At 31.6% G+C, this 26,501-nt stretch carries 33 protein-coding genes and 1 pseudogene; 23 read left to right on the forward strand and 11 right to left on the reverse strand.

What is annotated here, in order from left to right:
- Positions 1-4: 4 nt before the first annotated feature.
- Complete coding sequence (locus ORL93_RS26855) at positions 5-355, forward strand: YunG family protein (RefSeq protein ID WP_098909728.1); 351 nt, start codon at positions 5-7, stop codon at positions 353-355.
- Between the two features lie 210 nt (positions 356-565).
- Positions 566-859, forward strand: coding sequence for a barstar family protein (locus ORL93_RS26860; RefSeq protein ID WP_265959938.1), 294 nt, complete (start codon positions 566-568; stop codon positions 857-859).
- Positions 860-978: 119 nt separating this feature from the next.
- Here the strand turns inward: ORL93_RS26860 and ORL93_RS26865 are convergent, their stop codons facing one another.
- Positions 979-1,188 carry a hypothetical protein gene (locus ORL93_RS26865; RefSeq protein WP_033799455.1) on the reverse strand — a complete coding sequence of 70 codons (210 nt, stop codon included), beginning with the start codon at positions 1,186-1,188 and terminating at the stop codon, positions 979-981.
- A 403-nt stretch (positions 1,189-1,591) separates the two neighbouring features.
- On the opposite strand from ORL93_RS26865, the gene ORL93_RS26870 reads away from it, so the two are divergent.
- The gene (locus ORL93_RS26870) at positions 1,592-2,566 is read left to right on the forward strand and encodes a hypothetical protein (protein ID WP_265959939.1); all 975 of its coding nucleotides are present in this window, start codon (positions 1,592-1,594) and stop codon (positions 2,564-2,566) included.
- Between the two features lie 16 nt (positions 2,567-2,582).
- Positions 2,583-3,038, forward strand: coding sequence for a DUF6630 family protein (locus ORL93_RS26875; protein WP_265959940.1), 456 nt, complete (start codon positions 2,583-2,585; stop codon positions 3,036-3,038).
- A gap of 128 nt (positions 3,039-3,166) precedes the next feature.
- Here ORL93_RS26875 and ORL93_RS26880 read toward each other — a convergent pair whose 3' ends face one another.
- The gene (locus ORL93_RS26880) at positions 3,167-3,721 is read right to left on the reverse strand and encodes a GNAT family N-acetyltransferase (RefSeq protein WP_098909726.1); all 555 of its coding nucleotides are present in this window, start codon (positions 3,719-3,721) and stop codon (positions 3,167-3,169) included.
- A gap of 132 nt (positions 3,722-3,853) precedes the next feature.
- Positions 3,854-4,156, reverse strand: a complete 303-nt coding sequence (locus tag ORL93_RS26885; protein ID WP_265959941.1) for a hypothetical protein — start codon at positions 4,154-4,156, stop codon at positions 3,854-3,856.
- 269 nt (positions 4,157-4,425) lie between these two features.
- Here ORL93_RS26885 and ORL93_RS26890 point away from each other — a divergent pair, with 269 nt between their 5' ends.
- The 5 genes from ORL93_RS26890 (at position 4,426) to ORL93_RS26910 (ending at position 6,761) form a co-directional block, all read left to right on the forward strand.
- Positions 4,426-5,100: a recombinase family protein gene (locus ORL93_RS26890; RefSeq protein WP_265959943.1), complete on the forward strand. Its 675-nt coding sequence runs from the start codon at positions 4,426-4,428 to the stop codon at positions 5,098-5,100.
- Positions 5,101-5,103: 3 nt separating this feature from the next.
- A complete protein-coding gene (locus tag ORL93_RS26895; RefSeq protein WP_265959944.1) occupies positions 5,104-5,568 on the forward strand; it encodes a hypothetical protein in 465 nt (154 codons plus the stop codon).
- 103 nt (positions 5,569-5,671) lie between these two features.
- Complete coding sequence (locus ORL93_RS26900) at positions 5,672-6,064, forward strand: hypothetical protein (RefSeq protein ID WP_265959945.1); 393 nt, start codon at positions 5,672-5,674, stop codon at positions 6,062-6,064.
- Positions 6,065-6,074: 10 nt separating this feature from the next.
- Positions 6,075-6,605, forward strand: coding sequence for a hypothetical protein (locus tag ORL93_RS26905; RefSeq protein WP_265959946.1), 531 nt, complete (start codon positions 6,075-6,077; stop codon positions 6,603-6,605).
- Between the two features lie 24 nt (positions 6,606-6,629).
- Positions 6,630-6,761: a hypothetical protein gene (locus tag ORL93_RS26910; RefSeq protein ID WP_265959947.1), complete on the forward strand. Its 132-nt coding sequence runs from the start codon at positions 6,630-6,632 to the stop codon at positions 6,759-6,761.
- A 378-nt stretch (positions 6,762-7,139) separates the two neighbouring features.
- Here the strand turns inward: ORL93_RS26910 and ORL93_RS26915 are convergent, their stop codons facing one another.
- Entirely contained in the window at positions 7,140-7,349 is a 210-nt protein-coding gene (locus tag ORL93_RS26915; RefSeq protein ID WP_265959948.1) for a hypothetical protein, read from the reverse strand.
- A 251-nt stretch (positions 7,350-7,600) separates the two neighbouring features.
- Here ORL93_RS26915 and ORL93_RS26920 point away from each other — a divergent pair, with 251 nt between their 5' ends.
- Entirely contained in the window at positions 7,601-8,434 is an 834-nt protein-coding gene (locus tag ORL93_RS26920) for a CPBP family intramembrane glutamic endopeptidase (RefSeq protein WP_265959949.1), read from the forward strand.
- 171 nt (positions 8,435-8,605) lie between these two features.
- Entirely contained in the window at positions 8,606-9,112 is a 507-nt protein-coding gene (locus tag ORL93_RS26925; RefSeq protein WP_265959950.1) for a hypothetical protein, read from the forward strand.
- A gap of 1,479 nt (positions 9,113-10,591) precedes the next feature.
- Here ORL93_RS26925 and ORL93_RS26930 read toward each other — a convergent pair.
- Both ORL93_RS26930 and ORL93_RS26935 read right to left on the reverse strand, forming a co-directional pair.
- Complete coding sequence (locus tag ORL93_RS26930; RefSeq protein ID WP_265959951.1) at positions 10,592-10,795, reverse strand: DUF1657 domain-containing protein; 204 nt, start codon at positions 10,793-10,795, stop codon at positions 10,592-10,594.
- 284 nt (positions 10,796-11,079) lie between these two features.
- On the reverse strand, positions 11,080-11,388 hold the full coding sequence (locus ORL93_RS26935) for a hypothetical protein (RefSeq protein ID WP_265959952.1): 309 nt from the start codon (positions 11,386-11,388) through the stop codon (positions 11,080-11,082).
- Between the two features lie 302 nt (positions 11,389-11,690).
- Here ORL93_RS26935 and ORL93_RS26940 point away from each other — a divergent pair, with 302 nt between their 5' ends.
- A complete protein-coding gene (locus ORL93_RS26940) occupies positions 11,691-12,503 on the forward strand; it encodes an alpha/beta fold hydrolase (protein ID WP_265959953.1) in 813 nt (270 codons plus the stop codon).
- A gap of 371 nt (positions 12,504-12,874) precedes the next feature.
- Here ORL93_RS26940 and ORL93_RS26945 read toward each other — a convergent pair whose 3' ends face one another.
- On the reverse strand, positions 12,875-13,492 hold the full coding sequence (locus ORL93_RS26945; protein WP_265959954.1) for a DUF2238 domain-containing protein: 618 nt from the start codon (positions 13,490-13,492) through the stop codon (positions 12,875-12,877).
- 261 nt (positions 13,493-13,753) lie between these two features.
- On the opposite strand from ORL93_RS26945, the gene ORL93_RS26950 reads away from it, so the two are divergent.
- From ORL93_RS26950 to ORL93_RS26960, 3 genes are all read left to right on the forward strand, one after another.
- Positions 13,754-13,897 carry a hypothetical protein gene (locus tag ORL93_RS26950; RefSeq protein WP_176546755.1) on the forward strand — a complete coding sequence of 48 codons (144 nt, stop codon included), beginning with the start codon at positions 13,754-13,756 and terminating at the stop codon, positions 13,895-13,897.
- 376 nt (positions 13,898-14,273) lie between these two features.
- Entirely contained in the window at positions 14,274-14,909 is a 636-nt protein-coding gene (locus tag ORL93_RS26955; RefSeq protein WP_265959955.1) for a DUF2953 domain-containing protein, read from the forward strand.
- Between the two features lie 542 nt (positions 14,910-15,451).
- Positions 15,452-16,228 carry a C39 family peptidase gene (locus tag ORL93_RS26960; RefSeq protein WP_265959956.1) on the forward strand — a complete coding sequence of 259 codons (777 nt, stop codon included), beginning with the start codon at positions 15,452-15,454 and terminating at the stop codon, positions 16,226-16,228.
- Positions 16,229-16,385: 157 nt separating this feature from the next.
- On the opposite strand, the gene ORL93_RS26965 is transcribed toward ORL93_RS26960, so the two are convergent.
- The 3 genes from ORL93_RS26965 to ORL93_RS26975 form a co-directional block, all read right to left on the reverse strand.
- Positions 16,386-17,018: a recombinase family protein gene (locus tag ORL93_RS26965; protein ID WP_098610051.1), complete on the reverse strand. Its 633-nt coding sequence runs from the start codon at positions 17,016-17,018 to the stop codon at positions 16,386-16,388.
- Between the two features lie 900 nt (positions 17,019-17,918).
- Positions 17,919-18,107: an RNA chaperone Hfq gene (gene hfq / locus ORL93_RS26970; protein WP_265959957.1), complete on the reverse strand. Its 189-nt coding sequence runs from the start codon at positions 18,105-18,107 to the stop codon at positions 17,919-17,921.
- Positions 18,108-18,768: 661 nt separating this feature from the next.
- On the reverse strand, positions 18,769-19,278 hold the full coding sequence (locus ORL93_RS26975; protein ID WP_265959958.1) for a DUF4303 domain-containing protein: 510 nt from the start codon (positions 19,276-19,278) through the stop codon (positions 18,769-18,771).
- A gap of 292 nt (positions 19,279-19,570) precedes the next feature.
- Here ORL93_RS26975 and ORL93_RS26980 point away from each other — a divergent pair, with 292 nt between their 5' ends.
- The 8 genes and pseudogenes from ORL93_RS26980 (at position 19,571) to ORL93_RS27015 (ending at position 25,569) form a co-directional block, all read left to right on the forward strand.
- Entirely contained in the window at positions 19,571-19,948 is a 378-nt protein-coding gene (locus ORL93_RS26980) for a hypothetical protein (protein ID WP_286117362.1), read from the forward strand.
- Positions 19,949-20,180: 232 nt separating this feature from the next.
- Positions 20,181-20,606 (forward strand): hypothetical protein, encoded by a 426-nt coding sequence (locus ORL93_RS26985; RefSeq protein ID WP_265959959.1) that lies wholly within the window; start codon positions 20,181-20,183, stop codon positions 20,604-20,606.
- Between the two features lie 82 nt (positions 20,607-20,688).
- Entirely contained in the window at positions 20,689-20,838 is a 150-nt protein-coding gene (locus ORL93_RS26990; protein ID WP_265959960.1) for an NUDIX hydrolase, read from the forward strand.
- Between the two features lie 243 nt (positions 20,839-21,081).
- A complete protein-coding gene (locus tag ORL93_RS26995; RefSeq protein WP_265959961.1) occupies positions 21,082-21,573 on the forward strand; it encodes an Lrp/AsnC family transcriptional regulator in 492 nt (163 codons plus the stop codon).
- On the forward strand, positions 21,563-21,829 hold the full coding sequence (locus ORL93_RS27000) for a hypothetical protein (RefSeq protein ID WP_265959962.1): 267 nt from the start codon (positions 21,563-21,565) through the stop codon (positions 21,827-21,829). Before ORL93_RS26995 ends, ORL93_RS27000 begins: the two co-directional genes overlap by 11 nt.
- Positions 21,819-22,190, forward strand: coding sequence for a LysE family translocator (locus tag ORL93_RS27005; RefSeq protein ID WP_265959963.1), 372 nt, complete (start codon positions 21,819-21,821; stop codon positions 22,188-22,190). Before ORL93_RS27000 ends, ORL93_RS27005 begins: the two co-directional genes overlap by 11 nt.
- Before the next feature lie 108 nt (positions 22,191-22,298).
- Entirely contained in the window at positions 22,299-23,501 is a 1,203-nt protein-coding gene (locus ORL93_RS27010; RefSeq protein ID WP_265959970.1) for an MFS transporter, read from the forward strand.
- 292 nt (positions 23,502-23,793) lie between these two features.
- Positions 23,794-25,569: pseudogene (locus ORL93_RS27015) on the forward strand (M56 family metallopeptidase).
- 848 nt (positions 25,570-26,417) lie between these two features.
- Here the strand turns inward: ORL93_RS27015 and ORL93_RS31405 are convergent.
- On the reverse strand, positions 26,418-26,498 hold the full coding sequence (locus ORL93_RS31405; RefSeq protein WP_369124020.1) for an IS3 family transposase: 81 nt from the start codon (positions 26,496-26,498) through the stop codon (positions 26,418-26,420).
- Positions 26,499-26,501: the final 3 nt, after the last annotated feature.

Genomic DNA, 26,501 nt, shown 5'->3' on the forward strand with positions numbered 1-26,501 from the left:
GGAAATGTTATTTTTCGAAGGGGAAAACATAAAAAATATTTTACTTCAATCTTGGTCGATAGAATCAAGTTCCAAGTGGACTTTAAACAATCCTGCAAAGGGACAATGTGGTGTAACAGCACTAGTGATAAATGATTTGTATGGAGGAGAAATATTAAAGACAGAACTTGAAGAAGGATGGCATTTTTATAATGAAATCAATGAAAAACGTTATGATTTTACAGAAAGCCAATTTCCTAGTTCTATCGAATATATGGATGTTCCTTCTAATAGAGAAGAAGCTTTTGCAGATACAAATAACAAACAATATAATTATTTAAAGCAAAGAGTAAACGAAAAAATAACAAATGAATAGTAATTACCTTCCTTCGAATATTTTTATTCGTAGTTTTTTTTATGTTATTCTTTGTATCCTAATTCTTTTTTTAGTTTAACTGTTTTTTCTTTCAAAACTTTGAGTTAAATATTTAACTTCCGCTTTCGATCATTATGTGAACTATTATTGAATTGAGGTTAAGAATGATACGATATAAATCTAAAATTCAATAGAGGTGTATTTTAATTAATGAAAAATGAATACAAAGTAACAACGATCATTGATTTAACCGGAGTAACAAACAATAGAGATTTACACTTGCTATTTAAAGAAAAACTTGTGTTTCCTGACTTTTATGGGGAAAATTGGAATGCGTTTTGGGATGCTATTACGGGTCTAATTGAAATGCCAAGTGAATTGGTGTTTCAAGGATGGTCTAACTTCAACAAAAACTTACCTTCGGATGCAGCAATGTTAAAAGAAATTCTCGATGAATATAACAAAGAAGTAGCTTCTCAAAAATGCGAAATATATTTCCGATAATCTTGATTAAGTGAATGAAAAGTCTCTTCAGATCTTCTTCTGAAGGGACTTTTCTAGGTTTCTAGATACATTGAATACCAATAAGTGGGGGTATGTTAACTGAAGATGAAAAAATGTATTCATCCTTTTTTTATAAATTTATAATTAGTAATTGAAAAAACTGATGTGAGAATGGCAAGAATGCTGACAATAAAGATTTGGATATTTTCAACATGTCCTGTTTCAAAATAATTCATAAGTAAAGCTATAATAGATATACAAAGAGAAGCTAGTATTATCATGGATATTCTGTTTAATAAAATTTCTGTTTTAACTTGATTTGTTATCATACGAATCACCTCCTTAGCTTATAAATTATTATAAACGAATTTAATGATTTTATCTTCCATTGACGGAAATTATGTAAAAAAGCTAATCTAGATTTAGCTTTTTCTTTTTTGTTTACAGCTATCTTATCCTCTTTATTTATAGTGTTTTGAATGTATACTTTTCTTTCAGATTTTGAGGATATCAAGGGAATTGAGGTAAAGTCAATGTTTGAGGGGAAATGAATGTAAACAAATGGGTGTTAGTTTACATTCGATTTTTTAAGGTAAAAGGCTGAATAATTAAGAAAAGTGAATTTAATAAGTTACTATAATTTACATTTGAGTTAAAATAAGAGTGGTTGAAACTGGGGTCTCACTTATGTTTAGAAACAGAAATTAGAAAACATACAAATGGGAGGATACAATGATGAACCAAAAAAAGTTAGAAATGGCTTTTAAAAGATATAGCAAAAATTTTGTGGATGGAATCAAATTTGAAGATGTTAAAGATAAATATAATGTTAGTAGAAGAGAGAATGAGAAAATCGTTGAGCAAAATGAAACAGAGAAAGATCACATACTATTAATAAATCTATATAAAATTTCCTCATATCACTTGTCACTATGGAAAAACGATGTATTGATCAGCGGTGGAAACAATGCAGAAGGATTAAAAAACATGCAGAAGGTTTTATTTTACCAGTGCATGGGACAGGATCTCTATACAATCAGGTATCCTGGGATGATCTTGGAATATTCGTTTAGCGAAGTCGTCTTCACATTAGTTCATTTTGCAATGTATGGATGGGAGAAAGAAGAAAATATATTATATGATTTTATGGCTCATCACTTCGGTGGACATTTAATAGATGCCAATGAAGAGGATAGACATATTTGGTTTTTGCTAGAGCTGTACTTGCAGTATAAAAATAAAACCATCATGGGAACGAATGAAAAATTGCATCTAGCCGTGATAAATAAGTTTAAGGAAGCTGAACTACGATGCGACTTAATCCCTGAAGACCTGAACATTTATGATGAAGTGCTGGGACGTCGGTCGACTGGTGAATTAGAAGAAATAGAACATCTAATTTCGATAATGTCTCAGTATCATTCTACATTAGCTTCTGAAATCGGACAGCTAGGTGAATTTGGTGATTTCGGATTCGGATTTTATCCTATTGAAATCTTATTCTTGATCCATGTAAGGAAACAACTAGGGTTGCCAGTACCTACTCGATTCGATAATTTTCTGATGAATACTCCAGAAGCGAAAATGGTATTTGGAGAACGTGAGCCATACCCTGAATGGGACCCCGTGCTTCAGATGATCGATGAATTTTATCGTAAAAACTACCCGGAATATATTCCTAACAAGCATGGAGAATTATTTCAATAAAAGGGAGGAAGCTAATATGCCCAATCAAGGGATAGCGCAGATTATATTTCCTGATAGCAAGGATTTGGAAACGTTTTTGAAGGAGCAAGGAAGTTATGACTTACATGAAGACCTATTAAAATATGGATTGACGACGAAAGAGTTTTTATACGTTGACTATAAAGGTGAGCAATACCAAGAAATTGTCAATTTTATTCTTGATTACGAATTTGCCCATCAAATTGAATTAGCAACACAAGAAGAACTCGAGAAATTAGAAGCATTTAATTATGAATTTTTACCTGAAAAGATCAAGGAGGCCAACAAAATACTGTCACCAAAGGGCTATGGACTATTTTCATATCCAAATTCGGGAGACTTCTTCGCACTATTCATTGTAAAAATAGAGAATATAACAAAATTGCTGCAAGAAGAAGTGCTGCTTGATGATAGAATCCCTTTTCAAGAAAGGTGTATCAAGTATTATAGATAGACCGGTTCTGGTGCAAAAACCTCAAGGCAATTGCAATTTGGGGTATCGCCAGCATTTTGGAAAAAACCCACGCTAAGCAAAAAATACAATAAGCTGTCCATATGGACAGCTTATTTACATAATTATCGTTATCGAAAGTTATCATATTCATGTTTTAAAAGAGAATATACCTTAGAATCGCAATACATACCATTGATCATTACACTTTGTCTCAATGTTCCTTCATATGTCATTTTTAGCTTTTGCATAACTCGTTCAGACGCTGTATTTCTTATGTCACATCTTCCTTCAATACGATTTAAATCTAATTCTTGAAAGCCAAACTTTATTAGTTCTTCTAAAGCTTCGACGATAACTCCTTTTCCCCAATACAGTGGGTGAATAACAGCTCCTAAAGAAGCGCTACTGTTTGATAATTTCCAGATGCCACAGGTTCCAATAGCTTTCTGATTATCCTTAAAGATAATAGACCATATGAAAGACTTACCTTTCTTAGTTGTTTCCATCGTATTTTCTAAAAAAATACGAGTTTCATCTTTATTTTTGTGTACCTCTCGAGGTACATATGTAGTTGTTTGAGGATCCGAATAGACTTCAAATAAATCATCTAAATCATGAAAATCTAGTTTTTTTAATAAAAGACGCTTTGTTTCTAATTTTGGAATTTTATATGTATTTTCCATACTCTCACCTCAATTAATCGTTATTTTTATATTATATATCTTATTCATGTAAAGTTTACATAACCTCACTTATGGGTAAGCAATCTATCTTGAAACTTACCAAATTTACTTATAACACACATTATATATGAGTTAAATGAACATTATAGCCAAGAAAATAAAAGCAGTAAAAATATGGCTAAACGTAAACAGTATGCTTTCATTTGTAATTGAATGCGAAAGTTTGGAATTATGACGAATAATTTTTTTCATTATAAAGCCATATAGGATTGAAATTACTATAAGTACAAATAGTAGAGTTAAAAATTTCATCCTATTATAGTCCACAGTTGTTGCTGTAATAATAGCAGGTTTTATGGCAAAGAAATATACCATTAGATACATAAAGACATTCAAAGTACTATATACTAAAAAATTTAAAATTTTTTTGTTCAAACTGATCCTCCTTCACCCTTCAATTAGTAATAAACTCATTTATGTGGAATTTTTATCCAATATATAGTATAGCATTTTAGAAGAACTCTTCTTAATTTTATTTACATAGTTGATTTTTTGAATACACTCTTTCTGTACCAAATCTTTTGTATTTTCATTAGAAAATGTATATCCTTTAGATCATATCAGGTTGTTTGTAAAGGTAAATGGAATTCTTTTATAAACGTTTATTTTTAGTAAATATCTTTATAAACGGAAGTGGTATAATTGTGGTAACAAATGTAAGGAGGGTCTCAAACGTGGCAAATATTTATGGATATAAACGTGGAAGTACAAAAGATCAAAATGAACAACGTCAATTACATAAGATGATGGGACGAGGAGTGGAAGCTCGGCGTATTTTTGTCGATAAAGCAAGTGGACGACATTTTGATCGCCCTCAGTATCAATTATTACGAAAAATATTAAGTAAAGGTGATATGGTTTATATAGATACTTTAGATCGTATGGGACGTAATTATGATGAAGTAATTTCAGAGTGGAAATACATAACAAGAGAATTACAAGCTGATATTGTTGTTTTAGAAAATGAAACTTTATTCGATAGCCGTAAGTTTCGTGAAATGGGTGACATGGGTCGGTTGATGGAAGATCAATTTTTATCTTTGCTTTCCTATGTTGCAGATCAAGAGCGTAAAAAGATTCATAAGCGACAAGCGGAAGGGATTGCAGTAGCAAAATCTCAAGGGAAGCATTTAGGACGTCCTCAGTTTAACCTTTCAACATTAAGCTCAAAGCAATTACTTCTAATAGAAGAAACTTATCCGAAGTGGAAAAATAGAGAAATAACTGGGGTTCAATTCATGGAGGTACTAGACTTGAAGAAAAATACTTTTTACAAAGTAATAAAAGAATATGAAAATACATTAAATGTCGGAGACTAAAATATGAAGAGTAAATTAATTATTGTGCTATGCCTTATAGGTATATTGGTTCCTAGTTCAAACACTTTAGCAAATGGAGAAATTATTACAAAAAAAGAAGTGCGTAATTATTATTATATTGTAGATAAAGAAAACAACAATTATACGTGGAAAATTGGTTATAAAAGTTCTAATTCAATAATAAAGGAAAATAAGGAAAATGAGTTGAACTTAGAAGATTTTCGAAATGCCGTTAACAAATTAAGCCAACAAAATTTAGAATTGTATGTATCAATAACATATCTGGTTATATTACTTTTAATTCTCTTAATATCTTTCATAAAAAAGAAAAATGATATTCCAAAATGGTTTTTGATATTCATGTTTGTTCTATTAATAATATCAATAAATGCTGTAGTGCAGAAATCAATTAGTTTATCTGTAACAGATAAAGAAGTACAATTTCTTTATCTAAGACTAACTCACTAAAAAAAGATCCGCTAATATTGGGAGCTTTTTTTCAAAAGGCTAGTTTTTTGGTAGCAAACTTTGCGCTTAACGTACAGTGTATCAGTTAAAATGTGTCCAAATTGTGTCTAAACGTACAATTTTCTTTTTTGGATATGGTGGCCTATTAGACGATACACTACAATACAATATGGAATATAATTATAATGCCAGTGCATCTCTTATCATAATGGGGGTATGCGAAGTGAATCATAGACGTAAGAAAAAGAAAACTCCAACTTCATTAGAAAAAGCACCAAACAGGGTAGAACGTATAGTGGAAGAAGCGAAACCAAAAGAAAAGGAGACTAACAAGTTTGTTGTTATTCTCCTTGGTATTCTTCTCTCTCCACTTATACTGTGGGGCGTGTTAGAAGGCTCTAAGAATAAATTCAGTCTTAGGATACAGACAGTACTATTAATACTCTTTGTCTTGTTTCTTATAACAATAGGGGTAGGTATACTAGAAGACAGATAGGGGTAGCAGTATGGATGAAAAGAAATTTATAAACTATGAGAAAGACCCAGAGTATTTAAACGACTATGTAGCATTTACAAGTGAAAAGTTTGGAAAAACCTATTATTTGACTACAGACGTTAAGGGGTACACAGAGTATGAATTGGAAGCGTATATTGTAGAACTGGAAGCATATAAGAAAAAGAAAAGAAAGAAAAATTGGATATACTTTGGTTGTTTTGTATTGTTTTGTATAGTCTTGTCAGTAATAGAGTGGTATCAAAACGATGAACTAGTTGCGAAAGGTAAGCCAATAGAAGCACCTGTTCTTGGGAGGCATGTTGAGACCGAGTATCTTATCCTTGAACACCCTACTTTAGAATTGATTGTTGATGATAAAGTTAAAAAGTTATGGGTAAAGCAAGAGTTGTATGACAGTATAACTGTCATGGATAAGGTGAAGGTAATTGAATATAAAGGTGAGATTAAGTTAGACCCTAAATACAAAGGTGAAGACTTAATTAAAAGGTTTATTAAAAAGGAAAAAGAAGTAGGAGAGTAAAATAAAAAAAGGTGTGGTATCAGTATGGAGATGAAAGATAAGGGGCAAGAAATTAAATCAAAAGAATCAAACGATAAGCCTTTAGCTTTTGGTTTTATTCTTTTCATTGTACTCAGGTATTTTTGCCCAAATCCCCGAGATGGGGGAATTAGCTAAATTTATACATCATGTCAAAAGGTAGACCTTATGACATAGCTATAAATCTAGAATTTTTCATTTCAAAAATACAACTTATAATTATTTGAAATATTTCAATTGAAATGTATATGTTTTGACATAATCATTTTTAAAAGACGTTAAAATCCTTTGTTTATAAGGATTTTTTAATAATCCGCTTGCTATTCCCCCATTTCGAGGGGATGGACAAAGAAACTCAACACCGGATTTTAATACAATAAATGTTGCGAATGAAAATGTTGTAAGGGAAAACATGTGGTCTAAGCAAAAAAATAATGAGCTTCCCATATGGACAGCTCATTTACATAATTCACGTTATCCGTAGTTTAATTTATATTGTTTACCTGTTTTTTGATTTCATTTTTTCCAATTTGAATAATAATAAATGAACTGAATTAATAAAGTTATTACTGAAATTCCAGTTAAGGTTACAAAAAAAGTTAATCCCAAATTTGATAAATAGGTTACTATCAGAGTGATAACTACAAAAGGAATTGAGGCTAAAACATTATAAAAACGTTTTTTATAAAAAAGATGATCTTTTTCATTTATATAATTATCGACCATAAAAATCCTCCTCTTTCTTTTCTAAACTTCATGTATATTCACATTAATAGAACACCTAAATTTTACCACATCATAAGGTATTATTAACATAAATCCCGTTATAAGCAGTTAAAAATGTATTATATTAATTGACTAGTAATATTTTGAAAAAAATATAGCTAGAATAGAAAGAAAATTCAGCGTTATTATAATGATGTACTGAATAGGTACATTATTATATTTTAAAAATTTAACTTAAGGTGGGATTGTATGTGAATGGAGATAAAAAACTGAAAAAACCAGTGGTAAGTTTTATATTATTAACCAACATTATTTTTTGGCCACTGTTTCTTCTTGTAGGAGTCATAAAGTTATTAAATTTTCCAGTGTGGATTTTTGATGTAATGCTTTGTATATCAGCTTGGTCTTCCACTTTTGCTTTTGTATTGCTATTTAAAAAACTCTATCCTGAACAGAGTTTTATTCGATTCGTAAAAGATAGATTTAAAAATAAACTTAGTTTCCCTATAGTTCTTACTGTAAGTATGATTCAAATAATTATATTTTTGACAATGTTGTTTCTCGTGTCGATTAACAGTGAAGCAAACTCGATTTTTAATAGAACTACATGGGGTGTGTTAATTTATTACTTTATTAAAACTATTGTGTCCGGACCACTAGGAGAAGAATTAGGGTGGAGAGGTTTTGCACTAATGGAGCTTCAAAAAAAATATTCGCCATTAAAATCTTCAATAATTATTGGTTTTTGGTGGGGAATGTGGCATTTACCTATATGGTTTACTACAGGTTTTACAGGCAGTAATTTAATCAAATATATTTTGTTTTTTATGATTGCAATTATATCTACTACAATTGTCATGACAACATTTTATAATTTAAATCGAAATTTAATTATTCCAATGATCATCCACTTTCTCTTTAATTTTTTTATAGGCATAATAAATGGACAATTAATTGAATTAATTATGTATAATGCAATTTTTTATTTAATAGTTGCGGTTTTAATTATAGTTATAAATCCAAAGAAAGTATTATACGGGAACGAAACTACAAAGTTTGTTAATGGAGATCGTGATTTGATTTAGTAATAGTTTTTACAGTTTTTTCATGTATGTTCTATACCGATAATGAGACGTTGTGTTAACCTTACATGAATAGAATATGCATTGTTTCTTGTTCAATTAAAGGGCGTATTAGTAGAAGAAGCAATGATAAAATATATGTAGTTAATTGGACTGAAAGGTAGGTGTAGAGCTATGTTAAAGAAAAACAGAGGAAAGATCAACGAAATAATTTACAATAACACTGTTTACTATAACGGAAAATATAGATATTATCCGACTATTACAGAGTTAAAGGGCATAATAGAAGAAATTATTAGTTCCAATTCAACGACCGATTACATTAGAATTACACCATTCTATATTAATGAACAATTGAATAAGAAGATCGAGTTCGAAGAATATATGTTTTATATAGAATGCAGAGACTGGTTTGATGAGAAAGTTCAAGAAAAGCACATTATAGAATGTCTTAATGTCGAAGACATCCCGAGAACACTTAATGATTTGGGATTAGGAGCAATATTATATCCTTTATGTCAAAATGACGATATAAATTCTTATAAAAATGCTCTTGAAAAATACAAGGAATCTTTAAGAGAACTTCTACCTAAAATGATGGGAATTGTAAAATCGGAAATGGAATTAAAAGAAGAATATTTGCCTTTTGGATATTTCTGCTTTGAAATTTATAGTGGGTGATACTTTGTTGAACTCACATGTAAGAACTGATTTTCTTACATAATCGATGGTGTAGCGATCGTGCTGTATGGTTGGCTACCGAAGGATAATAGTTAAATAGAATACCTGTATGTACTTCCGCTTTCAAGAATTATGTGAATAGCAAACCCCTTTAGCCAAATAAACTGAAGGGGTCTTTTTCTAGATAGATTGACTGCTGATAAGTGGTGTTATGTAATCCTAACATGAATAGAATATTCTTAATGTAACATTTTGTTACTTCCTATAAAATAAAATAAAAAGGAGATGATTATACTGAAAATCTTTTTCTATTTCTTAATCATTCTGTTATTTCTTGTGGTTGATTACTTTTGGTTAGAAGACGAGAGCAAAAGATGGGGATGGTTTAAAAATAGAAGTAAAAAGCAAAAAACAATCTTTTTTACTCTTGTTCTTCTCTTAACTTTCATAGGATACATACTTCTTGATGCTAAATACTTTAAAATCTGAAACCTTGAGTAAGCTAAATTACAATTTAGACTCACATTAATGATTTACAAAACAATTCATCTTTGATATGTAGATCATTTGTATGCTAATTTTTAAAAATAGGGGTCACCATACATCTCTATCAAGCTAGGGTTTTATTACACCCCAGAACGAAATTTTTAGGCTTTCTTGTAACGAAAAAGCTTATTTATCGTTTTGGGGGTGACCTGTTTTCTTAAGTTGATGGGCATGGGGTCACCATATCAAAAAAAGAAAATTGTACGTTTAGACACATTTTAGACACAAATTAACCGGTTCCCTGTACGTTAAGGAACCGGTTATTTATTTTACTGCTTTTTTATACAAAAACATTAATGATTTGGCAGACAACGTTTTAAGTTGTCTGCCGGGTAAAGCGAAGATTGCCAGTTTGAATAAAATACAACCGCAGCCCAAGCGGCTTAAGGATAATATGTGCAGATGTTTACAAAATATACAAAATTTTTCTTTTTAGTTTGACCGTCAACTTTATGAGATGTCTGCCTGTGGGGTTCATGAGCTTGACCGGCAAATTAATTGTTTTCCTAGTCTTTAAAAGAGTGACATCGCTAGTTCAACCGGCTTAGAGAGTGTGTGTGTCAACTTTAGAAAAATATGTAAAGAGAAATAAAAATGCCTATTCTACAAATAGAACAAAGTACTTTATAAAAGTGCTTTGTGAAAAGCAAGCGCTATAAGTAAAAAACTTCTATATAATAAGGTATCTGACTCATTTAAATGTGGAACAAGTCGGCATTTTGGATGTTAATAATAGCTAACAAAAAGAAATTGGGGGTTGCTTACTGTTATATAAGATACGAAAAATTTGTTATTTGTTGATTTGTTACCTAAAGAAAAAGGATGCAATTAAATCATCTCTTTTCAATTAGTCTAAAAAAGTATATATACTTTCTAAATATATAAATCTAGCCATGATCCGGCCTCTGCCAAAGATCTGAAGATTACTGCAGTTTATTGATTATACTGAGGTTCCTCTTGTTGAACCTCCTGAACACGTGGTTCTAAAGAATCAATAATTGTCTGTGTTTGCTGAGCTGCATTTTGATACAGTTGTTTTGCTGGCTGATTGTCAGTATCAAGAACAAATCCTTCTAAACTTGCTTGAGCACTTTTTAATCCAGAAATAGTTTGTTTAAGCTTAGTAATTACTGTCATAGTTAAATTCCTCCTTATAATCACGGATTCACTATTTAGAATAGCTATTTTCTACCAAAATTATGATTTCTAATTTTTGGGTATCTTTATAGAATGAATACATTGACTAAGAGTTTAAAAATACTAAACAAACCGTACAGAATAAACTATGTTATTTGGTTATTAAGAACGAAGTGAAGTTGTAACAAAAAAAGGAAAAACTATTCGACACAGCTATAGAGTCATTAAAAATAATAAAAAACTCGTGACGAAAAAACGAGTTTTTTTATTATTTACGATAGTTATTAGTTTTGATGACCTTGTTTCTTTTGACTGTTAGGCATAATTTCATTGGCAAATTCCATATTTGCCAAGTTTACTTTGGATGGAATAAATGTTCTTGTCGTATTTTGAACACCTTGGAACAAACGTTGGATAGGTTTCATCATATTTGAATTACGCGTTGCTACTACACTAAAAACTGTTCCTAATCCTAGTAAAGAAACCCAAATCCATCCTCTATTATTATTCCGTCTATTTCTAAATAAATTAAACATTTGCTGAGTTCTTCTTCCAGAATTGAATAATGACATCAAGAAGTTAAGGATATTCATTTTTTGCCCCCTGTAAAAATAATTAGGAAAAAGAAACACTAAGTTCAATTTCACATGATTTATGTTGCAATGTTTTATAGAAATTTATGATGCCAACTTATACTAATACTTCTTGATTTTTCTTACTAAAATCCCTAAGATTCCCTAAATATTTTTAATGAAAATATGCAAAATAGTTTTATCAAAAATTTAAAAAGGGAAATGAAAACAAAATGAAAAGTTATGCATCATTATTTTGAAAGTTACTTTTTTCTTTAGAGAAGAGTTGGGAATGATTTCAGATTGTTGAGGTGATTACATACATGCCAATGTTGAACGTGGACGGTAGTAGTCTGTATTATACCGTTAAGGGAGAGGGAGTTCCTATTGTTTTTATTCATCCTCCTGTACTCACTTGTATGAATTTTGAGTACCAAATAGAGGAATTATCCCAAAAGTTTAAAGTGATTACTTTTGATATTAGAGGACATGGAAGGAGTCAGTATTCAAAACAACCGATAACCTATCCACTGATTGCAGAAGATATTAGACGTTTATTGGATCATTTAAAAGTCGAAAAAGCGTTCATGTGCGGATATTCGACTGGAAGCTCTGTCGCATTAGAATTTTTGTTAACTTACGTGGAAAGGACATTAGGTGGGATTCTAATCGGTGGAATGTCAGAAGTGAGGGATGGATATCTAAAGAATAAGATTTCACTAGGTGTTAAGCTGGCGAAAGCAGGGGCAGTTTCATTTCTAGCATTGTCTATTTCATGGGGCAATTCAAACACACATAAATTGTTCAGAAAGATGTTTAAAGAAGCTCGAAAAGGAAATGCCGAAAATTTTGAGCAGTATTATCGTTACAGTTTGCATTATAATTGTACCAGTCAACTTAGAAATATTCAGCTTCCGGTTTTGTTAGTTTATGGTAAGAAAGATAAAACATTTTTTGGTCATGCGAAATTACTGCATGAAAAATTGCCATATAATGAATTGAAATTTATTGATAACACAAAGCATCAGATTCCTACAAAAGCAGCGATGGATTTAAATGAAGTGATTAAGCAGTTTATTTTTATCCATACCGAGATGAATAGGGAAGAAACTTTTTCTTTACCAGTAAAAAAGTAGATGTCTCGTGAATAAAGTGAAACTGTCAACAGTGGGGATTCGCCCCTGTTGGCATTCACCACAAATAGGAGCAGTGACCCTCATCTTTCTTCTTTGATTTCTCTGAACATTTAGGTGAGAGTCTACTGCCTGTTAGGGCGGGGGAAAAGACTTTAAAGATAATAGTAAGGATAGTAATAAGGATATAAAAATAATCTTAGAAAAGTTCGGAGTGGGAGTGCTTCGTCCTGCTCTTACACTTCCATTTCCTCTGGTACCAGCATCGTTACTGCTCATTTACTTTTTCTATAATTCCATCCATGAAATCACTATCTTCTGTTTGTATTAATACATGAAAATACTACACAGACTCCTCTACACTTACTCTTTTATTAATTCTTTTTTAACAGCCGGTTATGTAATGCTGAAAGGGTGAGTAACGCAAGAATCGAACCCACTAAGGCAAGTGACATATCCCATTGTGCATCCCATATATCGCCTTGCATACCTAAAAAGTCTTTTGCTGCTTTTCCTCCCTTTGCTATTTTAAAAGCTAACCATTCGATGATTTCGTATAATGCAGCAACAGCAAGCGAAATGCTTATACTAATCGTAACTAACCAAGGACCTTTGGTTAGTTGAGTTTTCCGCAATAATATTTCTCTTATCACAATTGTAAACAAGCCTTTTATCAAATGTCCAAATCGATCGTAGTGATTTCGATTTAAATCAAAAATATCTTTTATCCAATTAAAAAGAGGAACCTTTGAGTATGTGTAATGACCGCCGACAAACATTATAATGGCTAATATTGCAATAATCATATAGGAGAGAGTGGTGAGGCGAAACTTATTGTACCTTGCAATTATAATGATTAGACCGAGAACAGCTGGAATAGCCTCCGCTGCCCATGTTGAGTATCTTGCAGGATTAATAACAGACCATATAAAAACCACGGTAACAACCAATAATAAAAATAGGTGAATCACTGTACTTTTGTTTCTTATCACTTTTTTCACTCCTATTGAAAGGTGTTTTGCTTCAAGTATTTGAAAAAAAACAATTTCGTATACAGGGTAATTAGGACTGTTAACCTTATTTCATATTTTGCATTAAACTTACAGATATCTAAGTGATTCCAGTTTTTTAATAATTAGATTTGATTCTAATTTGATATACAGGAAAAAAATGCTGAAAAAACTTCAGCATATTCTTTTTTTAAAAGTAGATGATAATAGCATAAATATTTACCTGAAAGGAGCGATAATCACGTGAAGAAAAGAAAATATTTACTTGCTCTTATGTCTACTATTTTATCAGTAGGTTTTTTGTGTGGTTGCAATGGCGTTGATGAGGATGAGCCAGATCCAACTGAAGAACCTTCTGAACAAATTCAAGAAAATAATAATCAATAACAGGATAATGTAAGTATTATCATTAGCATACTGTTAATTCATAAATATAAAGCAACCTAATTGAAGTAGCGCAATATAAAGAGTGCTCCAATAGAATAGGACAAGCAAAAAAATACCTCTTATATCGTATTTAATTAGATACGAATATATGGAGGTGTTTTTGTTTGTGGGGGCATTTCAAAACTCGTGCAGTTTTTTGTTCATTGTAACAAGTATCATTTTAACCATGCTATTTACCTAAGTATCTTAATGATACAATAGAAAAATTTTAATATAAAACGCCATACTCTTCGATTGGAAGAATACACCGATACGCAATTTTCTGAATTCGTATAATATTCCTTGTACATGTCAATAATGGATATGGAATGAAAGGATGATATGTATGAAGTGGATTGTAATCGGAATTGGGATTGTTCTATTGGTTATTTTGTTTATATTGTTTTTAAAAATATCCTTGAAAGTTACTTTTTTATATTCAGAAATGGAAAAACAGTGTTTACTACAAGTGAAAATATGGAACATTAAATATACGTTTGATGTGTTAGAAAGAATGGAAAAACAGAAAAAAAAGACTGGACAAAAAATTGAAAAGGCAGAAGAAGGCGGTATTGAAAATAAAGTAATGGCACAGCTCGATAGCATTGGAGAGATAGTAAAAAAGTTGCAAGAGATTCATTCTGTAATTAAAAAAAATCTGAAAAAAGTTAAAATCAATCAATGGAGATGGCATTCACAAATTGGAACAGGGGATGCAGCTAGTACTGGAATCGTAACAGGATTTGCGTGGTCAACAAAAGGAATGGTTGTCGGAGTTGTTGGAGAATATATGCATATTATTGATATACCAGAGCTTGAAATTACGCCTGTATTTCAAGGGAAAGGTTTTGCATCTAGGTGTGAATTAACAGCGTCATTTCATATTTATCGTTCGATAATAGCTGTATTTATGTTACTTATGTTCATGAAGAAACAACGATCTGTTAGCACAGAAAAATCTGTTCAAACATAAGGGGTGACAATGAAAAAGAGAATTTTACTTATTTCGTTCACTCTCAGAAACTTTTTAAGTGCTTCTGTTTAATGGAGTGCTTTTTATTTTTGATGTCAAAAGAAGGTACAGTGTAAGCGACGCACCTATTCAGTCTCAAAAACAAAGATTTTTGAGACTTTTTATGTTTCATTTAAAGAAAGTACTTTACAGGGGTATATGAAAGATTCGGTGAATGAACCACCACATCTGAAAAATTTTCCAAATTCATAAAAAACAATTATAATCTCTTTACCAAAAACCAATATTTTTGTAACATTTCCTTTCCCATTAAAACACCTCTAGTACTTATTTTTAATAAAAACATTTGAAATGACATGAGTAAGTTGTTATTCATTAAATATTGTATACGACCCATTTTTACACGCATCTGAGTTGTATACCAATATCGGTCACATAAATATTGAGTATTTTTACAGGGAATTAAAGAACACACTAAATAAAAAACGATATTTAATGAGATATTATGACATATATTGAACTTCCTAAAGAAGGTGAATGATGTGAAAAGATTTCTAACTCTGTATGTCCTATTTTCAATTTTAGCAGGTTGCTCTGCCAAACAATCTCCAGTTGAAAAACATGGGTCTAATGTTGGACATGAAGATACCGGATTAACAAAAAATGTGAAACATCCAACATCTCAAAACGAACCACAACAATCCCCAGCTCCTACGGTCCAAGAAAAGGTCATTTTAGATGTGCCATTTATACTACAAAAACCTGAACTGAAATACGGTTGCGAAGTTACGAGCTTAGCGATGGTATTACAGTACGCTGGTAATAAAGTTAATAAAATGCAGTTAGCTAACGGTATCAAAAAAGATAATGACCCACTGTCTATGAGTAAAGGCGGGGATATCATTCGATGGGGAGATCCTAAAGAAGGATTCGTTGGAGATATAACGGGGAAAAATAAGGGATATGCTGTCTACGTCCAACCGCTACAAGAATTGATGGAACAGTATCTTCCCAATCGTACCGTGAACTTAACAGGAAAAAATTTTAATGATGTATTAGCTCAAATTAAAATAGGTAAACCTGTAGTGGTTTGGACGACAGGAGATTACAAAGTTCCGGATAGATGGGAATCTTGGAAACATGGGAACAAACAAATCACAGCTCCTCTGGATTTACACGCTGTTGTACTCATAGGTTTTGAGGATGGGTACATTTATATTAATGATCCTTTAAGTGGAAAAAAAGCGCATAAGGTGAATCAAGAAACTTTCATTCAATCTTGGGATGCATTAGGGAAACAAGCCTTATCCTATCGCTAACAAATTCAAACTTGTCTAATACCTATAATAGGAGTCTAAAGTAAAAAGCGCCAATTTCCTTTGCTTACAGAAAATTAGCTTTTTGTTTCATTTTATATGGGTTAGTACCAGCGTTCTTACAACTAGGGGCAAAGTAGCATTTATTATAGGAACGATGCTACTTTCCTTCTTCATATTCCTTCATTATTTTATAAAACGTGTTTTTCCTTAGTTCTAACATTTCCATAAACATAACAGCCGTTATTTCTCTACTCTTCCAGTTTGAATAAGTTTCTTCTATTATATTTATTTGTTGTTTACTTAGAGTCGAAAGGTTCACCTGAGGACGGCCTAAATGTTTTCCTTGAGATTTAGCTACCGCAATTCCTTCCGCTTGTCTCTGATGAATTTTTTTTCGTTCTTGATCTGCAACATAAGACAACAACGATAAAAATTGATCTTCCATTAATCGCCCCATGTCACCCATCTCACGGAATTTACGACTATCAAACAGCGTTTCACTTTCTAAAACAACAATATCTGCTTTTAATTCTCTTGTTATAAATTTCCACTCTGCAATTACTTCATCATAATTACGTCCCATACGATCTAAGGCATCTATGTAAACAACATCACCTATACTCAATATTTTTCGTAATAATTGATACTGAGGACGATCAAAATGTCGCCCACTTGCTTTATCAACAAAAATACGCCGAACTTCTACTCCTCGTTCCATCATCTTATGTAATTGACGCTGTTCATTTTGATCTTTTGTACTTACACGTATATATCCATAAATATTTGCCATGTTTGATATTCTCCTTACATTTGTTACCACAATTATATCATTTTTGTTTATAAAGGTATTCGTTAAGTATAAACGTTTATAAAACATTTCTATCCACCTTTATGAACTTGATGTTTCAATGTTTCATAGATGTTCTTTAATGGTTTATAAAGGTATACCTTTGTAAACGCTCGTTCGCTTTTTAGGACGGTTCATTTGTAAAACTCACTAATTATGACTTTGCGCATAAATAATATAAGGATTAAATTCCTGAATTTTTACAATATTTAGTACAAATAATATCAATTTACTATAATATGTAATTTATGTAAAATCATAATTAAGCTAAACTCTTCTTTAAATTCTTGCCCCTAACAAGGATTTAAAGACCATGCTATTTTTAGCTACAAATGCGTAAAAAGAAAAAAGCCAAATCTATACAGAATTTGGCTTTTTTCTTTGGAGTTCATGTAAATAACAACTTGAACCCACTACTCTTTTTCAAATGTAATTGTATTTTATCATATTTTAAACGTTTTGTTGTTAGATTTTTTAACTTATCAGAAAGTTCTGGGTGAATATTTGGAACAATCTTTATCCTATGATATTGCCCCCTAACTACTTGTATATGATAGAAAGTAAAACTAAGTTCATGACTTTTTATAATTTGTAAAATTAATCATTAAATTCTTATAGCTAATGTGTACCAAAAGGTGTGTTTTGTTTTCGGTATAAACCTAAAATTATTTTCATACCTTTTGGAACAAAAAAATAGAATCCTTATGATAAGGGTTCTGCAACAGGAAAGAACAAATATATAGAAGTAAGATAAAGAGAATTACTTATTATCATTATATCGTATATATGTATAATGTAATGTTGAGAAAATGTTAAGAAATGGTCGAATCATTCTCATATGTATTATGTAGTAATGGTTGAAACTGCTTGTTTGTAAACGAGTTGCTGTTTACCACGAACCATCATAAGAATCGTAAATTTGTCCATTGCAAGAATCTGCCCGGTTATCCTAACCCCACTCTTTAAAACTACAGTGATTGGCTTTTTTTTCTCTTTTAATAATTCAGATGTTTTTTCTTGTAGACCGTTCATATAGCTTCCCCCCTTACTATAATCGTATCATACTTAAATTTAAATACTGTCTTATACAAGTATTTCTCAATATAGCCATTGAAAAGGAATCTCCTAGTATTACGGATTTGTTTTTTATTACAAGAAAGCTCATTTTTTCCTTTTGGGGTATTTGCCTTTCTTAGCTTGATGGTGATGTTTGGTAAGGCCTACTACAATAACTATAAAATTATACGACTTTCGTCTTGGGGATTATTCATTCTATTAGGCCTCACCATACATGAGTGTCTAGGTTCTGTATTGTAGATTAAAAGAACTTGAATAAAGTTCTTTTTTAATTTGTAATTAAATCCTAGAGTGGCCCCTCATACCCAGAATCGTTTCCGTACCCATTTAAACAAATATCAAAAAATTCCCCTCATGGTCATGATAGGACTTCCTGTTTTTTTTCTCATTCTGTCAGTAATTACAAAGAAATGGGGATTCTTTTTTTGGAGTTTACCACCGAGCTTTATATCTGGAATGACAGGATATTTTGTAGCAAAAAACTCCTCTAAAGTTATGAATAAAAATGTATAGTAAGGGCTGTATTTTTAGATAAAGGCTCTGTTAATATTAATTGTTGACTTTCGAACAAAAGAAAACCGCCTCTTATAGAGAACAGTTTTACTTATATTCATTCTTATGCAAATTCTGAAGCATATTCTTCGTATATCTTTAATGTATTAAGCAATCGAGCTGATTCAATCATGATTTCGTTCGATGAATCAGTTACACAAATGACAATAAATCGATTATCATTTCTGTCTCCAAACAATCCTTCTGATTCAAGTTCCATTAACACATTTAACGATTCATTCAACAGTGTATTTACTCGCATGTTAAAGTCATCTTCGACGGTTTCATGATATTTCTTAATAATTTTGTTCACTTCATCAAACATTCCGAAATTGTCCCATTCGCTCCACTCAACAGCTCCATATCTATAATAATTGTATAAAGGGTCCGATTTATTAACTTTGATCAGTCTTTCTTTATTAGCCACTGGTCCAATGCTATTGACACAATCGTCTGTTAATATGGAGTACCCATATATTGTGTCAACACCGCACCTAGTTATAAGTTCGTTATAATGACAACGAATTGCATTTTTCAACTCAACATATAAACTTTCTTGAAGATGCATTTTCACCGTATTTCCTCCGTTCTTTTTGTAGCGACATGTTGTTACATACTTCAATCTTAACATGAAAATCAACATTAAACGTTAACTGAGCCTAGATAAAAAAACTTCCGCTAACAAGAATTATGTGAACACAAAAGTCCCCCAGTTAAACAATCTGGAGGACTTTTAATAGTCTTCTAAATACATTGAATCCCGATAATAGGACGTTATGTCAAACTCACATGTACACTACATTTATTTCACATTTTATCTATCTTATATAATGATACAATGAAGATAATATTAGGAAATTGTGAGGGTGATTACGTTGATAAAATTTGTAATTAGTTATGCTGCAAGTCTATTTGCTTTTATTTTCGGATGGTTCTTGATTTCATATATTTTTAATCCTAGCTATATTCACCCGACCGTTTTATTTGGATTCATTAAAATGATCGTCATTTATGGCAGTATACCAGCTCTTATAGCTTGTCTAATTGGGGAAGTCTTATACAGGAAAATCAAACGATGTAGAGAATTACAATTTGGAATTCCTGTATTTATAGGACTATCAGCTATCTATACACTTACACTATTTCTTTTTACTTTTACTTTTTCTTTTTCAAGTTTTTTTTATTTCGTCGCGCCTGTTATTATGGGGTCGTTAGCTTTTTATTTAGTACGTAGAAAAATATAATTAACTTCCGTTAATGAGAATTATGTGAACACGAAAGTCCCCCAGTTAAACAATCTGGAGGACTTTTAATAGTCTTCTAAATACATTGAATCCCGATAATAGGACGTTATGTTAACCTTACGTGTATGGAATATACATTGGTTTTTACTTATCTAATAGAGGCCTTTTGTTAAGGAAAACTTGTTATAATATTCTCAAGTGGAAAGTGCAATTTATGGGAGGATAGACCACAATGCCTGAACCGAATATAAAAATAAAAAAGATATGGGAAGATACCGATTTTTTTGGATTGAATTTTGACTTTACTGGATTTTATGGCACTGCGAGCATTAACATATATACCACCAATGAAGAACTCGAAGATTTAAAAGAGGGAATAATCAAGTTTTCCACTTTTAAACTACATGAGTTTCAATGGGTTTCAGGTAAGGATATAGACAATGTAACTCATTTCTTATCCATGAGATTCTTCTTACATGATAAAAGAGGAATTGTAGGTATAGAGGTAGTAACTGACAATAAACAATCAAAGCCTTATTGGATGCGTTCAAATCTGTTTATTCTTACGGAACTTAATCAAATTGATGATTTTATAAAAAAAATAGAACAGTTAATTAGTGAGGAAATTACTGAGTTGGAAGGCATAATTCCAGTCTGACAGTGATAATTTTTGTAGGTAAATTACATATATTAACTTCCGCTAACGGGAGTTATGTCAATTTGGAGGTGGTTATAGAACAATGCAAAAAGAAAAATCATGTGGAGTGATTGTATATCAAGACAAACCAGACACTAGGTATCTAATTGTAAAAAGTAAAGCTAATGGTCACTGGGGCTTTACAAAAGGACACATAGAGGAAAGCGAAACTGAGATTGATGCAGCAAGATGAGAAGTTAAAGAAGAGACAGATCTAGATGTTCTAATCCACGAAGATTTTAAGACAAGTTTTGAGACTGATAATATAGTATTCTTCTCAGATCAAATGAGAAATAAAAAACAGTCTCAAAAACCTCCATTTCTGAGACTGTTTTTAATATATATAATATTTTTCATTATTAAGGAAAATACTGCTTGTCTCTTTGTTAAATAAGTATTAAAATGATTAAAAGTTTATAAAGAAAGGTTGATTCACTTGGATTCTTACGATTATAAAATTGTGAAATCAATAATGAATAATGGTAGAGTTACTTGGGCTGAATTGGCATCTCACATTGGATTATCTTCACCAGCAGTTGCTGATCGTGTCAATCGTTTGATTAGTAATGGAGTAATTAAAGAGATTGGAGCCAAGATAGATGGAGAAAATGTAGGAACAGAGTGTACAGCTTTTGTATCAGTCTCATTAGAAAAACCAAAATATAGAGAAGAATTCTTACATCTTATTACTAATTTGGAGGAGGTACAAGAATGCCATCATATTGCGGGGGATGATGATTATTTATTGAAAATTCGTTGTCGTAATACCAAGGATTTAGACAGAGTGATTAGCTATGAGATTAAAAGTCTGCAGGGAGTACTTCGAACAAAAACAACAATAGTGATGGATACAACGAAAGAAACATTTAAAATTCCTTTGCAAAAAGATAAGTTTTTTATTGATGAGGTAGGAGAAAATGACAAGTGAATTCTTACTCAAAGGTCTTATCATTGGTTTTAGTATTGCAGCTCCTGTAGGACCTATCGGAATTTTATGTATTCGTAGAACGCTTGAGAATGGGAGATTCATTGGATTTATGTCAGGTTTAGGTGCTGCGACAGCGGATGGTTTATATGGTTTAATTGCGTGTCTAAGCTTAACAGTGATAACTAATTATTTGATTAATCAACAATCGTGGTTTCAACTCATCGGCGGAATTTTTTTTAGGTTATTTGGGTGTTAAAACTTATAAATCAAAACCCTCAAATACACCTACTAAAAGTAAAAATGAACAAAATATTAAGGCATATATATCTACTTTCTTTTTAACAATAACTAACCCCGTAACAATTTTGTCTTTTATTGCTCTCTTTTCAGGGTTTGGAATAGCTAATTCAGATATTGACTTAATGGCAAAATTAATATTAGTATTAGGAGTTTTTTTAGGTTCAATACTATGGTGGTTATTTCTTAGTATTCTTGTTAGCTTATTAAAGAATCGAATAAATGCATATTCTTTAATAATTATAAACAAAACATCTGGCTTAATTTTACTATTATTTAGCCTATGGTCTTTTTATGATGTACTAATTACTACTTATTAATGGGAAATAAAATCAACCATATTATAATGGAGGTTTATAAAATTGACATTAAAAAAGGAGAATAATTTTTACTCAATGATAAAAATAAAGAAAACAAGTAAAGAACCTATGTCAACGATTACACAATTGCCAAGCTCTTACATAATTTTTGTATGTGGTTTACTTATTTCAAGAATTGGTGATTCCCTATATACCTTTTCTCTTCCTTGGATTGCATATAAGTTAACTGGTTCAGCAGTAATTATGAGTTCACTTTTTGCCATAAGTGTGTTACCTATTGTTTTATTTGGTCCTATAGTAGGAGTAATAGTAGATCGTTGGGATAGACGAAAATTAATGTGGATTTCGGACCTATTATGTGTTTTCTTTGTAACAACAATTCCTGTTCTCCATATTTTAGGGTTACTCCAACTCTGGCATTTATACGTTGTTTCTTTTATTTTAGCAGTACTATCCATGCTATTTGATGTAGCAACAGTTACAGTAATTCCACAGATTGCAGGTCAATCGTTAACCAGGGCCAATTCCGCTTATCAAATGGTTCTTCAGATTGCTAGCTTAGTAGGTCCTGCCTTAGCAGGTATTATTATTGCTATTATAGGAGGTTTTAATGCACTCTGGATAAATGTTCTCTCTTATATAGCTACTTTAATTGCTGTATTAATGTTACCAAAATTTAAAAAAACTAAATCTGTAGATGGATCAGGAAATCTATTCCAGAAAATAGGGAGAGAAATGAAGGAAGGTTTTAAATGGTTAATGAATGACCGTCTTAATCTCGCTTTATCTCTTCAAGCAATGGTGGGCAACTTTGGTGCTAGTGCTATACTAGGAGCATTAATGTATTATCTGCTTTCAACATTACATTTAACTTCTGAACAAAGTGGATTTAATTATACCTTAATTGGAGTAGGCGGTCTTGTAGGAAGTATTATTGTTGTTCCACTTGAAAAGCGATTTCGACGTGGGATTCTAATTCCCGCTTTGCTAGGTACAGGTGCAATTGGATTAACTTACGCAATATGGAGCAAATTTTGGCTAGCACCAGGCATTGCATTTGGAATTGCTATGGTATGTAATATCGCTTGGAACATTATTGTAGCATCTGTAAGGCAGGAAACAGTACCCATGGATATACAAGGAAGAGTTTTAGGATTTTCACGGGTGCTTACACGACTGGCAATGCCCCTAGGTGCATTAGTAGGAGGCGTGATTTCTGATTATAATCCGGCTGCAATTTTCATTTTGGCATCAGCTACAAAATTCATTGAAGTAATCATTGCGCTTACCAGTCCTATACGTAAACTATGAGCAAATGTATCTATTTAAAATTCAGAACTTTCCGAATGGTTTCTCGCAATCAAAATTAGCAGAGAAGTATATATTTAAGATTAAGAATAACCAATTATTAATCAATATACAATTCAAAGGAGTATAACCTAGATGCATATATATCTAATTAAGTTTCTGTAAAAAATATCGAAAACGACTGTTTTTGTTACCCTTTATATTTAAAAATATGAAAATAGCCGGATTTTTCTTAGAGTAGAAAATCTGGCTATTTTTATGTCGAAATTTGCTTAGCGTATATTTTCGTTAAAATGTGGGTGGTACCCCGTACAGTAATGGAACTTCTGATACCTTTCATCAAGAGCCTGTAGCTGTTTCTTCTTCAAAAGAACGGACAGATATAGACGATACAAAGATAGTCACAAAAAAAGAAAACTATGTATCTGGTTTAACACAACCAGCCGAAAGTAAGAAACAAACATACAGTAATCAAAAGCAAAACGATGATACATTTTCACTTTATACAACCGCTTTATATATTTGGCTTGCTGGGGTTATCATTCTAGCTTTTGCAACCGTAATTATGAATAGACGTTTACTTCTTTACATAAAAAAGCAACCTGTGATTACAGATGAAAGAATTGTCAAAACTTTTGAGAACTGTAAGAAGTCTATGTCTGTTCAACAGGATATCCCACTCCTCTTAGCTGGGAAAATCTCAAGTCCAACCGTTTTCGGATTCTTTCGTCCAAAGGTCTTATTATCAAGTGTACATATGAAAGTACTAGATGATCAATAACTACGATATATTTTTCATCATGAATTGGCTCACATTAAACGAAGAGATGTTGGTGTGAATTGGCTTATGCATGGCTTACTCATCCTAAATTGGTTTAATCCAATTCTTTGGTATGCCTACTCATGCATGCGGGAAGATCAGGAAATGGCATGCGATGCGTTTGCTCTTACATATATAGATTCAGAGGAACAACTTGCATATGGTCATACTATTATTAGCCTGTTAGAACACTATTCAGGTTATTATCAAGTGCCAAGCTTAGCGAACTTAAGCAGAAATAAAAGAACGTTGAAAAGGAGAATTTTTATGATTAAAAAATTCCAAAAGAGATCTTATCGTTGGTCTGCAGTTGGAATGATGGCAATCATTACTGTAGCTACACTTTCATTAGTGAATGCAAATGCAGAAGAAACTCATCCCAATTCAAAAGATTCACTATTGGCAAATGCAGAGGATACTCCTACATCTGTAAACAAGGAAGATAAGGCATCAAATTCAATTTCTATGATTATAGAAAAATTATATGGTACGCCCGAACAGGTAGAACAAGATTTTGGGAACTTAAAAGGTGAATATGATACAATTTTCAAGAACTTAGTAGGTGAATATGATACAGTCTATGAGGAATTTACAGTAGCTCAAAAATATTTAACAAAAGAAGAATTTAAGCTGTTTGTACAGTTGAAGCAAGAGGAACTTTCTATGGCGAAAAAAGCAGTGATTCAAGAAGGAGATAAAAAACGTTACGATTACTACAACCTTTGGAGTACGGAGGATAAGAAAAGAGTAGATAAGCTTGTTAATGAAACAAATTCTCTTTATAAGAAAATTTATAAACATTTTACATTTACCATAGAAGAAGCGCAAAAATTAGTTGATTTTCCGATAAAAAAACCAAATTATATTCCAGAAGGATACCATCCAGTGAAAGAACAGGTTGACTCAAATATTACAATAGGAAAACCAAAACCTGTAGTTAGAACTGAATATGAAGATGGGGTCGCTGGTCAAATCGTCATCGAACAATCAGAAGTCCTAGGAGCGAAAGCAGATCCTTGGAATAGAAAAGGTTTCCATATGTTTGAAGAGTATGAACTAGAGTTTGTAAAAGGTATGGAGAGGCTGGGTGGGAACCAAGTGACCTTTGGTAAGTCCAGTGATAGTAATGTAACAGGAATGAAGATGATTGTTCCTGCAAAAGATGGAAAAGGTGCGTATCAAATAGTAATCACCGTTAGTATTTTAAACAAAGCTGAACTAGAAAAGATTATGCTTTCCATGCTAAATTAAAAAACAGAGTTCTTAAGATAAGCATCTTAAGAACTCTGTTTTTTTGAGAAGAGCTTCTATCTTGAACTGAAGAAACTTAGGATTTCTAAAATAACTAAAATTTAATTAACCATAGAGATATAAAATTTTCATTTTGGGGGTATTTCAGCATCTTAGCTTGATAGACATGTGGCGGGATCCCTAATAGATAAAAATCCCAATTTTAAATCGGATTGGAAATAAAAGTAAGGCTATGACCTATTTTTACACGTATCTCGGCTGTACCCCTTAGAGAGAATAAAAAAAGATATTGTTATATTCTTAAATCTGTAATATAATAAATTTATATAATTCCTAATATTCAGAAATTTAAAGGGGAGGAAATAATATGGCAATCGCAATGGCAGTTTTATCATTCTTAGGTGGAGTAATTCCATTAGTAGTAACACTTCTAAAAGCATTCATGTAATAGAATTCTCTGCACTTATTTATAAAAATTATCATACAAATGATCTGTATATCAAAACCGAATTGATGTGCAGATCATTTGTATGAGCAAAGTCCCTTTAGATGTTATAAAGGGACTTCTTTAGGTTTCTACATAATTGAAATCTCGCCAACCTGGGGTACGCCATATGAGAATGATTTAACAGTTTCTTAACGTTTTCTCAACATTATATTATACATATATGCGATATAATAATAAGTAATTCTCTTTATTTTACTTCTATATATTTGTTGTTTCCGGTTATAGAATCCTTTCATAAGGGTTCTTTTTTTGTTCCATTTAGTTTGGATCTCTTACGAAAAAAAGACCACTTACGGAATGAAGTGACCCCTGTCAAGTAGACTGTATTCAAAAAGCACAACTAAGTAACCTGAGTTCTATATTTATATGGACTCAGGTTATTTAATTTCTGTTGAAATCTTTGGTGATTATAAAAGTGTATATA

Source organism: Bacillus sp. DHT2 (genome assembly GCF_026241455.1).
GTDB lineage: Bacteria > Bacillota > Bacilli > Bacillales > Bacillaceae_G > Bacillus_A > Bacillus_A pseudomycoides.

Coding starts and splice junctions, on each gene's coding strand:
- hfq (WP_265959957.1), bottom strand. CDS start 18,107: ATGAACGGTCTACAAGAAAAAACATCTGAATTATTAAAAGAGAAAAAA.
- ORL93_RS27000 (WP_265959962.1), top strand. CDS start 21,563: ATGACAAGTGAATTCTTACTCAAAGGTCTTATCATTGGTTTTAGTATT.
- ORL93_RS26865 (WP_033799455.1), bottom strand. CDS start 1,188: ATGATAACAAATCAAGTTAAAACAGAAATTTTATTAAACAGAATATCC.
- ORL93_RS26925 (WP_265959950.1), top strand. CDS start 8,606: ATGTTAAAGAAAAACAGAGGAAAGATCAACGAAATAATTTACAATAAC.
- ORL93_RS26875 (WP_265959940.1), top strand. CDS start 2,583: ATGCCCAATCAAGGGATAGCGCAGATTATATTTCCTGATAGCAAGGAT.
- ORL93_RS26860 (WP_265959938.1), top strand. CDS start 566: ATGAAAAATGAATACAAAGTAACAACGATCATTGATTTAACCGGAGTA.
- ORL93_RS26905 (WP_265959946.1), top strand. CDS start 6,075: ATGGATGAAAAGAAATTTATAAACTATGAGAAAGACCCAGAGTATTTA.
- ORL93_RS26910 (WP_265959947.1), top strand. CDS start 6,630: ATGGAGATGAAAGATAAGGGGCAAGAAATTAAATCAAAAGAATCAAAC.
- ORL93_RS26955 (WP_265959955.1), top strand. CDS start 14,274: ATGATATGTATGAAGTGGATTGTAATCGGAATTGGGATTGTTCTATTG.
- ORL93_RS26930 (WP_265959951.1), bottom strand. CDS start 10,795: ATGACAGTAATTACTAAGCTTAAACAAACTATTTCTGGATTAAAAAGT.
- ORL93_RS26935 (WP_265959952.1), bottom strand. CDS start 11,388: ATGAATATCCTTAACTTCTTGATGTCATTATTCAATTCTGGAAGAAGA.
- ORL93_RS26965 (WP_098610051.1), bottom strand. CDS start 17,018: ATGGCAAATATTTATGGATATATACGTGTAAGTACAAAAGATCAAAAT.
- ORL93_RS27010 (WP_265959970.1), top strand. CDS start 22,299: ATGTCAACGATTACACAATTGCCAAGCTCTTACATAATTTTTGTATGT.
- ORL93_RS26990 (WP_265959960.1), top strand. CDS start 20,689: ATGCAAAAAGAAAAATCATGTGGAGTGATTGTATATCAAGACAAACCA.
- ORL93_RS26895 (WP_265959944.1), top strand. CDS start 5,104: ATGAAGAGTAAATTAATTATTGTGCTATGCCTTATAGGTATATTGGTT.
- ORL93_RS26940 (WP_265959953.1), top strand. CDS start 11,691: ATGCCAATGTTGAACGTGGACGGTAGTAGTCTGTATTATACCGTTAAG.
- ORL93_RS26855 (WP_098909728.1), top strand. CDS start 5: ATGTTATTTTTCGAAGGGGAAAACATAAAAAATATTTTACTTCAATCT.
- ORL93_RS26985 (WP_265959959.1), top strand. CDS start 20,181: ATGCCTGAACCGAATATAAAAATAAAAAAGATATGGGAAGATACCGAT.
- ORL93_RS26915 (WP_265959948.1), bottom strand. CDS start 7,349: ATGGTCGATAATTATATAAATGAAAAAGATCATCTTTTTTATAAAAAA.
- ORL93_RS26870 (WP_265959939.1), top strand. CDS start 1,592: ATGATGAACCAAAAAAAGTTAGAAATGGCTTTTAAAAGATATAGCAAA.
- ORL93_RS26880 (WP_098909726.1), bottom strand. CDS start 3,721: ATGGAAAATACATATAAAATTCCAAAATTAGAAACAAAGCGTCTTTTA.